Below are 10,953 nucleotides of genomic sequence, written 5' to 3' on the forward strand. Positions count from 1 at the left end.
GAAGCGGGCAGAGTCTTGATTTTTTGTTCCTTTTGCATCAAGGCAAAAGGAAGTAGATGGTTTAAACAAAAACATTAAATATCAGTAAAATACCGGTTGCTATTCAGTTTTTTGTCATGTACTAAAAGAATATAATTAAAAAACATATAAAAGCTATGCACGATTTAGGAATTATAGGCGGGGGGCCTGCCGGATATACAGCAGCCGAGCACGCTGCAAAACTTGGTTTGACTGTTGTTTTGTTCGAAAAAGGAGATATTGGCGGTGTATGCCTCAACGAGGGTTGTATCCCTACCAAAACGCTCTTGTATAGTGCCAAACTGTACGAAAATGCACGCAATGCTTCAAAATATGGTATCAGTGCCGAGAATGTAGGTTTTGGTTACGAAAAAATCATTGCCCGTAAAAACAAAGTGGTTCGTAAACTCAATGCAGGAGTTAGAGCTAAGCTGAATCATGAGAATATCACTGTTGTGAAAGGAGATGTGCAGATACAGGAAAAAAAGGAAAAAGAAATAGAAATCCATAGCAATGGCGAAAATTATACGGTAAAATCGTTGTTGATTTGTAGCGGTTCCGAAAACATAATGCCTCCTATTCCGGGGCTTTCAGCTGAAAATATGTGGACAAGCCGCGAAGCGCTCCAATCTAAAGAACAGCCTGAGAGCCTGGTTGTGATAGGTGGTGGAGTTATAGGGATGGAGTTTGCCGGATTTTTCAATACGTTGGGTACCCAAGTTACTGTTATCGAAATGCAGGACGAGATACTTGGCAACATGGATAAGGAAATTAACCATATTCTGCGCGAAGAATACACAAAAAAAGGCATTACGTTCCATGTAAAGAGTAAAGTGCTGGAAGTGAAAGGCGACGAAGTGTTTTTCGAAAAAGATGGCGAAGTACAGTTTGTAAAAGCCGATAAAATACTGTTAAGCGTAGGACGCCGCCCGAATTCAAAAGGATTTGGATTGGAAAATCTGGGAGTAGAATTGTCGAAAAACGGTGGTATCGTGGTAGACGAACGGATGCAGACGTCTGTGCCGGGGGTTTTTGCAGCAGGCGATGTTACAGGTTTCTCCATGTTGGCACATACTGCCGTTAGGGAAGCCGAAGTGGCTGTAAATTTCATCCGGGGCGAGTACGATTCTATGTCGTACAAAGCCATTCCGGGCGTAGTATATACCAATCCAGAGGTGGCCGGAGTAGGAGCCACAGAAGAAGTCTTACGGGCTAATGGAGTTAAATATCAGGCATTGCGCCTTCCTATGACTTTTTCGGGACGATTTGTAGCCGAAAATGAAGGTGGGAGCGGATTGTGTAAAATACTGGTAGACGAGGATAGCAAAATCTGTGGAGTGCACATGATAGGAAACCCATCGTCAGAAATTATTACATTAGCTACATTAGCTATAGAGCAGGGAATGAGCGTAGAGCAGTGGGAAAAAAGCGTATTCCCGCACCCGACGGTAAGCGAAATTATTAAAGAAACCTTACTGACTTTTGAGCCGGAAACGGTGATTTAACTATATACAGTTAACGGTCTGTAGCCCAATGAACAAACGAATAAAAAGTTTCGGTTATGCTTTTCGGGGAATATGGAAAGCATTTGCTACACAGCCCAATATGCGCATTCATTTGATTGTTGCGGTATTGGTGGTTATTTGTGGATTCCTGTTTCGCATCAGCACCATAGAATGGATGTTTTGTTTGCTTTGCTTCGGGCTTGTGTTTGGGGCAGAGTTGATAAATTCAGCCATCGAAAGCGTGGTAGATTTAGCATCGCCCGAAAAGAATAAACTTGCCGGCGATGCAAAGGATATGGCAGCCGGAGCAGTGCTTGTATGCGCTATTTTCTCGGCCATTGTAGGGCTGATTATATTTGTGCCTAAAGGTTGGAATCTTTTGTTTGGATAATGCCGTAGAGCAAAGAACCAAGAGTCAAGATAAATTTTGCAGTAGGGCGTATAGTGGCTTAAAGTCCGCTTTACGCCTAAAAGCATAAAGAAAAGGAAGCATGAAAAGGAATCCTTTCGCCGATTTGCTAAACCTGATGTATCCGGCTGTGTGTTTGGTCTGTGGCAGGTTGCTGGTAGGAGAGGAAAGATGCTTATGTCTGGAGTGCCTGCATAACATGCCGAAAACAAATTATCATTTGCAGGACGACAATCCGGTGGAAGAACGGCTTTGGGGTAAAGTGCCGATACAACGGGGGAGTTCCTTTTTCTTTTTTCAGAAAGGTTCTTCATTTCAGAAAATTCTCCATTGCCTGAAATATAAAAACGATACAGAGGTAGGGCTGGTATTGGGTAAGTTTGCCGGAATCGATTTATTGCAGTCTCCTGATTTTGCTACGGTCGATGTGATAGTACCCGTGCCGCTTCATCCTAAAAAGCTGAAAAAGCGCGGCTATAACCAAAGCGAGTGGATAGGCAAAGGACTGTCGGAGGCAATGAATAAACCACAGAATACCGAAAGTTTGATAAGAGTACGCGAAAATGTGTCGCAGACACAGAAATCGGTTTACGAGCGTTATGAAAATACTGAGGGTATCTTTGAATTGAAGGATAAAAACACATTCGAAGGGAAACACATTTTGCTTGTCGACGATGTACTGACCACAGGTTCTACTCTTGAGGCATGCGCAAAAGCATTGCTCCAAACCAAGGATATTAAGATAAGCGTCTTTACATTGGCAATAGCATAGAGTGGAATGTAAAATTGTTTAGTTGATAAATTGTTAAACTGTATAAAACATAAGACAAAGAGGTGCAAAACCGGACAGTATAAGTAACGAAAATCTGATACATATTATGACAAAATCGAAAATCATACTGCTGTTATTGTTTATCATATCAGTCAGCAAATTGTATACTCAACAAAAAGATGAAATTGTCCGATATTTGCTTAAGTTGGATAGTACTTATTTGTTTATTGATAATTCTAACAGGAATTGGTACACTATCGAAATAAAAGCAGATACTTTTTTTGTTGTTGAGAATAATTTATATTATGCCAATAATAAAACAATGCAACTAAATTCAATGCCATTTAATAGCGGAATTCCGACTGGAGCAATGGGTTCGGCGAAGATAGAAGAAATGGCACTAACCAAACATAAAAAGTGGGAGTTAGAGTATCAAAAAAAACTTGTTGGAAAAAAATTAAAAAGTGAAGAAAAATTCTTTTATAATGAAAAAGAAAAACCCTTCCTGATTTGGTGGTTCGAAAATCCTAAAAAAAATAAAATAAAAAAAGACAGAGAGATTATTTTATATGACGATGCAGATGGAAGTGATTTAAAAGATGAAGACTTTGTTGAGTTGAATGTAACGCATCAGTTGTTTTTAGATTTTGTTATTCATGGAAATACTTGTGTGTCGATTAGTGTTCCTGTTTTAGAAAATGAAAATTTGAAGCAGGAAATAAACCAATTAGAGAATATTGCTAACACGTTGAATGTTTATGGAAGCTATATCAATTTAGATGTTTTGAAAAAGAGGTTAGACAATACGAATTTTGTGATAGAAGATAACAAGGATTTAATTGAAATAAAGATTCCTCGATGGTTAAATATATTGCAGAGTCCTTATGAAAATTTTATCTCTGCATCATTTCCTGAAAAAGACAATGTAGTGAATGGTGTTGCTGTTTTTTGGAAATATAAATCAGCTTCAGAGAATTTTGATGATTTTAAAAAAGAGTTTTTCCCTAGAAATATTGATGATAATTCTTTAGAAGTACTTGTTGATGAAAAAGATAAGGAGCGATATTTTTTTACAAGGAGCAATTCATGGTTTTACTGTCAAAATGTATTTTTGGAAGGAACGGATGTGTTCTGCTACATTAATTTCACTGCCACTAATTCTACATACAACTTCAATCTTGAAAGATTTTGTGAGTTGATAAATAATATACACTTGAAATAATGAAAACACTTTTAAAAACAAGTATTATGGCGCTTGCCGTGTTAGCAGCATCGTGTGGCGATGCAAAGAAAGAAGAAGCAACTATTATAGGAAAACATGACATCAAGATTGAAAACGGGCTTATGACGCCCGAAGTGCTTTGGTCGTTCGGTAGGATAGGAGGTGTAAATGTTTCGCCCGATGGTAAAAAAATTGTATATACGGTTTCTTACTACAGCGTTCCGGAGAATAAAAGCAATTCTGAAATCTTTGTGATGAACGCTGATGGCTCGGATAAAAAACAGATTACCCGAACTCCTTACCGTGAGGCTGCTCCTAAATGGATGAATGATAATGAGTACATCGCTTTTTTATCCAACGAAAGCGGAAGTATGCAACTTTGGAAGATGAAAGCCGATGGTAGCGGGCGCAAGCAGCTTACCGACCGTGAAGGTGGACTAAGCGATTATGCTTTCTCGCCTGACGAATCTAAATTATTATTTGTGGCAGATGTAAAATATGGCGAGCGTGTAGTAGATAAATATCCCGACTTGCCTAAGGCAAATGCCCGTATAGTGGACGACCTGATGTACAGGCATTGGGACGAGTGGGTAGAAACTGTACCGCATCCGCTTTATGCGGATTTTGATGGAGATAAAATATCAAATGAGCGTGATATACTGGAAGGTGAACCATACGAAAGCCCGATGAAGCCCTTCGGTGGAATTGAGCAACTGGCGTGGAGTCCCGATGGTAAAACCATAGCTTATACCTGCCGTAAGAAAACAGGCTTGGAATATGCGCTTACCACTAATTCAGATATTTATTTCTACAGCCTTGAAACGGGTAAAACCGAAAATAAAACAGAGGGTATGATGGGGTACGATGTGAATCCTGTTTTTTCGCCCGATGGCAAATGGTTGGCATGGGAAAGCATGGAGCGCGACGGGTACGAGTCGGACAAAAACCGCCTGTTCCTGATGAATATTGCTACAGGTGCAAAAAAAGATTTGTCAAAAGATTTTCCCGAAAGCGTTCACAGCCTTGCATGGACTGCCGACAGCAAATCGGTTTATTTTACAAGTTGCGTGAAAGCATTAACCCAGATATACCGCGCTGATATTGAAACAGCTAAGGTTACGAAAGTGACCGAAGGAGTTCACGACTATTTGTCTGTTATCCCAGCCGGTGAGCGTTTGATAGCTACCCGCCAGTCGATGAGCAAGCCGAGTGAAATTTACTCGGTAAACCCTGTAAGCGGCGAAGCTACTGAAATTTCTTTTGAAAACAAGGATATTCTGGCGCAACTGCAAATGGGTAAGGTGGAAGAACGCTGGGTGAAAACCACCGATGGTAAACAAATGCTTACATGGGTTGTATATCCGCCCAATTTCGACCCCAGCAAGGAATATCCTGCTCTGTTATACTGTCAGGGAGGACCACAGAATACGATAAGCCAGTTTTGGTCGTACCGGTGGAATATCCAGTTGATGGCTGCAAACGACTATATTATCGTACTTCCCAATCGCAGAGGAGTGCCCGGTTTTGGCATGGAATGGTTGGAGCAAATCAGTGGCGACTATGGCGGACAAAATATGAAAGACTACCTTTCGGCAATAGATGATGTGGCGAAAGAATCGTACGTAGATTCCGACCGCTTAGGCTGCGTAGGTGCAAGCTATGGAGGTTTCTCGGTATATTGGCTGGCAGGACATCACGATAAGCGTTTCAAGGCTTTTATTGCGCATAATGGTATGTTCAATTTTCATCAGAAATACCTGACTACCGAAGAATTATTCTTTGCTAATTGGGATTTGGGAGGCCCTTTTTGGGATAAGGATAATAAGAAAGCTCAGAAATCTTATACCTATTCGCCTCATTTGTATGTAGATAAGTGGGACACTCCTATATTGGTTATTGTGGGCGAGAAAGATTTTCGTGTTCCTTCTCTTCAGGGGATGGCTGCATTTAATGCTGCTGTAATTCGTGGTATTCCGGCCGAGATGCTGGTATTCCCCGACGAGAACCATTGGGTAACAAGGCCTCAGAATGCTATCCTGTGGCAACGTACCTTCTTCGGATGGCTTGATAAGTGGTTGAAATAGCAATTAGTAAAAAGTATAAAGGGGAAAGGTAAAAGTATTTTTTCTTTCCTCTAAAAATATTCAAAACACATATACTTCGCCATTGCTACCGCGCGAATCTTTCGCGTGGTGAGACAAAATAGTCTAAGTGCTACACGATACAATCGTGCGACAGAGACTGGCCTAAAAGCCAAATAATCAGTCATATTGCTATTAAATTATCGCCCAAAAATAAGCTAATAAGGTTATTATTGTCAGGTAGTATCAGTTATTAAGGTTATTGTTTTAAAATAAGGTTTTTGTAAGTTACCTTATTTTGTTGATAAACCTTAGTAATCACACAAGTAAGGGTAAACCAACCTTATTACCTTATTGTTACATAGGTGATGACAGTAGTGTCCCATTAAAATAAAACGATTAAAGTTTAATTAAATAAACATAGCTCNNNNAACTATATTTCAATCGCTTGAAGAGGTAATTTCCATTTTTAATGGGACACTAATGAGGTGATGATATAAAAAATAGGCGTAAAGCGGACTTTAAGCCGCTATACGCCAATTAAGATTCCACATATAACAATCCGCACAGTGGCTTTATGTCGCTGTGCGGATTGTTATATTTAACGGTAATGATGCCAAGGAGCAGATAAATAAAAAGGACTTTCTCCTTTCCCCTAAAAAAATATTCAGGGTACATATACTTCCAATATGGTGCTTTCTTTGGCGGGAATTAGTTTAACTTGGTCGATAATGGCGGGAATTAGTGCGGTTTCTCCTTTTGCTACTGCTGTCGTTTCACCATCGTATTCGATGCAAAAACTGCCTTCGGCGCAGATGTAGACAACAAAAGAATCCAAAGAAGCATAAGAACGGATAATCTCCTGATTGAACCGGATAATGTTGGTGATGAAATAGTCGCTTTCTACTAATTTCACTACTTTGTTTAGTTCATCCTTATATTGGGTTTTAGGCTCTTTTATAGCGTTAAAGTTGATTACATCCAAAGCCTGTTCGATGTGTAATTCACGTTCTTTTCCGTGCTCATCGGTACGCTTATAGTCGTATATGCGGTAGGTAAGGTCACTTGTTTGCTGAATTTCTGCCACAACTACTCCTTTACCTATGGAATGAACCAATCCTGCGGGAATAAAGAATACATCGCCTTTTTTTACCGATACTTTTTGAAGCAGGTTTTCTACTTTTCCCTTTTCCACAGCTTCAATATATTCTTCGCGCGATGTGTCTTTTGAAAATCCAATAATTAGCTCCGCCCCGGGTTCGGCATCCAATACATACCACATTTCGGTTTTGCCACAAGCGTCATGCCGTTCGGCTCCCACCTCGTCGTTAGGGTGTACTTGGATTGAGAGGTCGTCGTTAGCATCAATCAGTTTAAAAAGCAGGGGGAAACTTAATCCGAATTTATCAAAAACTTCATCTCCCACCAACTCGCCCATATATACCTCTATAAGCTCTTCAATGTCGTTTCCTGCCAAAAATCCGTTTGTTACAACCGATTTGTCTTCTTTGTAGCCTGAGAGCTCCCAACTTTCTCCTATCCGTTCTGATTTTGCAGGCTTATTAAACAGCTTTTGTAACTTTGTTCCACCCCAAATCTTATCTTTCAGAATAGGCTCGAATTTTAAAGGATAAAGCATATCGAATGTTTTGCAGATTAAAATTTGATAAGGAGAGAGAAAGAAAGAACGGTTGGCAAAAATTTGTGATATAAATTGTATTACCAACCGTTCGTTTATAGGAGTAAGTTTTTTATTCTTCTGTTTGTTTTTTCTCTTCGCGGAGTTTAGCAAGTCTTTTTTCCCAAGTCCAAGCTGTTTTCAGGGTGTCTTCTACTGTTTCCTGAGCTTTCCATCCCAACACGTTATTGGCGTGCGAAGGGTTTGCCCAAACTTGTTCTATATCACCTTCGCGACGTCCTACTATCTGGTAAGGAACTTTTACATCGTTTACTTTTTCAAAAGTCTGGATGATTTCAAGTACCGAAAGTCCGCGTCCTGTTCCCAGGTTGAAAATTTCCACAGGGCTTTCGCCTTTTTCTTCCAGTAAGCGTTTTACTGAAATAACGTGTGCTTTTGCCAAGTCTACCACATTAATGTAGTCGCGGATACAAGTTCCGTCAGGGGTATTATAATCTTCCCCGAACACTTTCAATTCCTTGCGCAGCCCGATAGCTGTTTGTGTAACGAAAGGAAGCAGATTGTTTGGCACTCCGTTAGGGAGCTCTCCGATTTCTGCACTTGGGTGTGCTCCGATAGGGTTGAAATAACGTAAGATGATGCTCTTGTAGAATGAGTTGGAGTGGATAGTATCCTGAATTACTTCTTCGCCTATCTGCTTTGTGTTTCCGTACGGCGACAAAGCGGGTTTGATAGGAGCCTTTTCAGTTACAGGAAGTTCGTCCGGTTGACCATAAACAGTACATGAAGATGAAAAAACAAAGTTTTTAACCTTATGTATCGGCATTAATTGTAGTAAGTTTATCAGCGAAACCAGATTGTTGCGATAATACAGCAATGGTTTTTCTACCGACTCGCCAACTGCTTTGCTTGCCGCGAAATGGATAATAGCTTCTATTCCCGGATATTTTTCGAACATACGGTCCATGCTGACATAATCAACACAGTCGATATTTTCAAAAGCAGGACGGATGCCGCTTATTTTTTCGATACCGTTCAGAACGTCAATGTTCGAGTTCGAAAGGTTATCTACAATAATTACTTCAAAACCTTCTTTCTGCAGTTCAACAACGGTATGAGAACCTATATAGCCTGTTCCGCCGGTAACTAAAATTTTTGCCATGATATTTAGATTTTTATTTAAATAGCTTTTCGGGGTAAACTCCCTTGCGTATCAGTTCGTTTATCTTAAGAACAACTTGCGGACGGTCTTCCGCATAAGTCACTCCGAACCATTTCGAAGGCGTATCCAGCACTTTGCAGCTTGCTTTTCCTTCTACAATAAGGTTGTTTACTACCAATGGGATATAAAACTCTGATTTCAGTTTATCTCCTTCGGTAGCTAAGAATTTTTTAAATTCTTTTTCAGAATATTCAAAATAATCGGGAGTGAATCCCCACATATTCATCGAAACCGGAGTACTGGCCGGAATAGCTACTTCTTCTCCTTTTTCGTCGAGATAGTAGATTGTACCGCCTTTTTCCTCTATGTGTGTGCGTTCCACTACGTTTTTCAGGTAGCTGTTTTCGTCCACTACACATACTCCACGGCTTACCGATCCGCTTTCCGACAGTGTGTTGCCTACACGGTATCCTACCATGCAGTAGTTGTTTTTTTCGCCTTCTACGTTGCGTAAAAATTCAGCTAAAACAGCAAAAGACTCCTGACCATAAAAATCATCAGCGTTTATCACCGCAAATGGTTCTTTGATTGCGCCTTGTCCCATCATAACTGCATGGTTTGTGCCCCATGGTTTTTCGCGTTCAGGGTTGTAAGTCGAACCTTCCGGAACGTTGCTTATTTCTTGAAAAACCACCTCAACATCAATCATGTTTTTGAATTTCTCAACGATGATTGAGCGGAAATCGTCTTCAAAGCTCTTACGAATAACAAAAACAACTTTTCCAAAACCTGCTTTAATGGCATCATAGATTGAGTAATCCATGATAGTTTCACCATTAGGACCAAGTCCGTCCAGTTGTTTCAATCCGCCGTACCGGCTCCCCATGCCTGCGGCTAATACAAATAATGTTGGTTTCATATTCTGATCTATATTTTGAACTGCAAAATTAAGGATTTGTTTTGAAAAACGAAATTATATTGTATATCATCTTTTTTTATTTATGCTTTTTTGTTTAATGAAAGCGGTTTTCAGCTCTATAAAAAAATAAAAGTCCGTCTGAAATAATACAAACGAACTCTTTTATAATAATAAGTATCCGGTACAAACAAGTGATATGTATTGTCTTTTCGGAGGGGGAAACAAACCCTGTAATACTTCACTACTCGCTGTTAGCTTGTAACTATCTGGCTTGTTGTTGAGCCTCCTTAATCATGTTTTCGCCGGCATACATATATACCTCCACCCGGCGGTTTTGCGCCCTTCCGGCCGATGTTTCGTTGCTGGCAACGGGGTCCGAAAAGTTTCGCCCGGCTATCTCAACAATCTGGCGTGCAGGTACTCCATTCGAGCGTAAGAAACGGGCTACTGCTTGTGCACGGTCTTCTGATATTTTTTGGTTAGCTTCCAAAGTGCCTGTATTATCAGTATGCCCGAATACCATAATATCCATTGTGGGGTTGTCCTTCAATACCTTCGAAAAATTGGTCAGCGATTTTTTTGAAGCCTCGTTCAATGTGCTTTTATTAAATTCGAATAAAATGCCCGAATCGAAAGTTACCCGTAAGGCTTTCAGGTCGTTTGCATCAGTAAAACTGTCGACCTTTGCACCTTCGATGGCGGCAGCTTCGGCGGCGGCCTTGTCCATTTGTTTGCCGATAATAGCTCCTGCTGTTGTACCTACGGCTGTACCTATAGCAGCACCAATGGCCGTGCTTTTACCATCCTTCCCTATTAAAGCACCTATAGCAGCGCCAATGCCGACTCCGGCTCCCGCCCCTGCTGCGGTTCCTTTAGCCGCATTATTCCATGACGCACAGCCGGAAAGCAGGATTCCTGTACAAAGCAGTGTGACTATAAATATATTCTTTTTCATATTGTAGTTTTTATTGTTAGCAATCAGTTTTTTTAGTCTTATCTGTGAATATAACGGCTAATCAGTTTTGAATGTTTTAAAAGTAATGAAAAATAATTTATAATTAAACAAGTAATAGTGTGAATTATTTTGTCCTTTTTTAGGATAACCTCATCAAAATTACATATTAAGTATCAAATTCATCAGATATTTCTCTTTCGTTTCTCGCTCTCAAAGTCCCTCTCAAAAAAATTTTTCCATTTTCCCTCTCCGTTTGGAGAGGGTGCCTGAA

9 protein-coding genes are annotated in these 10,953 nt (G+C 40.2%); 5 read left to right on the forward strand and 4 right to left on the reverse strand.

What is annotated here, in order from left to right; genetic code table 11:
* Positions 1-155: 155 nt before the first annotated feature.
* From lpdA to D0T49_RS08815, 5 genes are all read left to right on the forward strand, one after another.
* Positions 156-1,523, forward strand: a complete 1,368-nt coding sequence (lpdA, locus tag D0T49_RS08795) for a dihydrolipoyl dehydrogenase (RefSeq protein ID WP_163630450.1) — start codon at positions 156-158, stop codon at positions 1,521-1,523.
* 28 nt (positions 1,524-1,551) lie between these two features.
* Complete coding sequence (locus tag D0T49_RS08800) at positions 1,552-1,914, forward strand: diacylglycerol kinase family protein (RefSeq protein WP_163630452.1); 363 nt, start codon at positions 1,552-1,554, stop codon at positions 1,912-1,914.
* 100 nt (positions 1,915-2,014) lie between these two features.
* Positions 2,015-2,704 carry a ComF family protein gene (locus D0T49_RS08805; protein ID WP_163630455.1) on the forward strand — a complete coding sequence of 230 codons (690 nt, stop codon included), beginning with the start codon at positions 2,015-2,017 and terminating at the stop codon, positions 2,702-2,704.
* A gap of 106 nt (positions 2,705-2,810) precedes the next feature.
* Positions 2,811-3,926, forward strand: a complete 1,116-nt coding sequence (locus tag D0T49_RS08810) for a hypothetical protein (protein WP_163630457.1) — start codon at positions 2,811-2,813, stop codon at positions 3,924-3,926.
* Positions 3,926-6,010, forward strand: coding sequence for a S9 family peptidase (locus D0T49_RS08815; RefSeq protein WP_163630459.1), 2,085 nt, complete (start codon positions 3,926-3,928; stop codon positions 6,008-6,010). The genes D0T49_RS08810 and D0T49_RS08815 overlap by 1 nt, the downstream gene beginning before the upstream one ends.
* A gap of 664 nt (positions 6,011-6,674) precedes the next feature.
* Here D0T49_RS08815 and D0T49_RS08820 read toward each other — a convergent pair.
* From D0T49_RS08820 to D0T49_RS08835, 4 genes are all read right to left on the reverse strand, one after another.
* Positions 6,675-7,646 (reverse strand): type I phosphomannose isomerase catalytic subunit, encoded by a 972-nt coding sequence (locus tag D0T49_RS08820; protein ID WP_163630461.1) that lies wholly within the window; start codon positions 7,644-7,646, stop codon positions 6,675-6,677.
* Positions 7,647-7,758: 112 nt separating this feature from the next.
* The gene (galE, locus tag D0T49_RS08825) at positions 7,759-8,811 is read right to left on the reverse strand and encodes a UDP-glucose 4-epimerase GalE (protein WP_163630567.1); all 1,053 of its coding nucleotides are present in this window, start codon (positions 8,809-8,811) and stop codon (positions 7,759-7,761) included.
* 10 nt (positions 8,812-8,821) lie between these two features.
* Complete coding sequence (locus D0T49_RS08830; RefSeq protein ID WP_163630464.1) at positions 8,822-9,727, reverse strand: nucleotidyltransferase; 906 nt, start codon at positions 9,725-9,727, stop codon at positions 8,822-8,824.
* A gap of 262 nt (positions 9,728-9,989) precedes the next feature.
* On the reverse strand, positions 9,990-10,682 hold the full coding sequence (locus tag D0T49_RS08835) for an OmpA family protein (RefSeq protein ID WP_163630466.1): 693 nt from the start codon (positions 10,680-10,682) through the stop codon (positions 9,990-9,992).
* Between the last annotated feature and the right edge of the window lie 271 nt (positions 10,683-10,953).

Origin of the sequence: Paludibacter sp. 221 (assembly GCF_010501035.1) — a bacterium.
Lineage (GTDB): Bacteria > Bacteroidota > Bacteroidia > Bacteroidales > Paludibacteraceae > QVMH01.

Excerpts from the sequence above, each read along its gene's own strand:
- lpdA (WP_163630450.1), top strand. The coding sequence starts at position 156 with ATGCACGATTTAGGAATTATAGGCGGGGGGCCTGCCGGATATACAGCA.
- D0T49_RS08800 (WP_163630452.1), top strand. The coding sequence starts at position 1,552 with ATGAACAAACGAATAAAAAGTTTCGGTTATGCTTTTCGGGGAATATGG.
- D0T49_RS08805 (WP_163630455.1), top strand. The coding sequence starts at position 2,015 with ATGAAAAGGAATCCTTTCGCCGATTTGCTAAACCTGATGTATCCGGCT.
- D0T49_RS08810 (WP_163630457.1), top strand. The coding sequence starts at position 2,811 with ATGACAAAATCGAAAATCATACTGCTGTTATTGTTTATCATATCAGTC.
- D0T49_RS08815 (WP_163630459.1), top strand. The coding sequence starts at position 3,926 with ATGAAAACACTTTTAAAAACAAGTATTATGGCGCTTGCCGTGTTAGCA.
- D0T49_RS08820 (WP_163630461.1), bottom strand. The coding sequence starts at position 7,646 with ATGCTTTATCCTTTAAAATTCGAGCCTATTCTGAAAGATAAGATTTGG.
- D0T49_RS08830 (WP_163630464.1), bottom strand. The coding sequence starts at position 9,727 with ATGAAACCAACATTATTTGTATTAGCCGCAGGCATGGGGAGCCGGTAC.
- D0T49_RS08835 (WP_163630466.1), bottom strand. The coding sequence starts at position 10,682 with ATGAAAAAGAATATATTTATAGTCACACTGCTTTGTACAGGAATCCTG.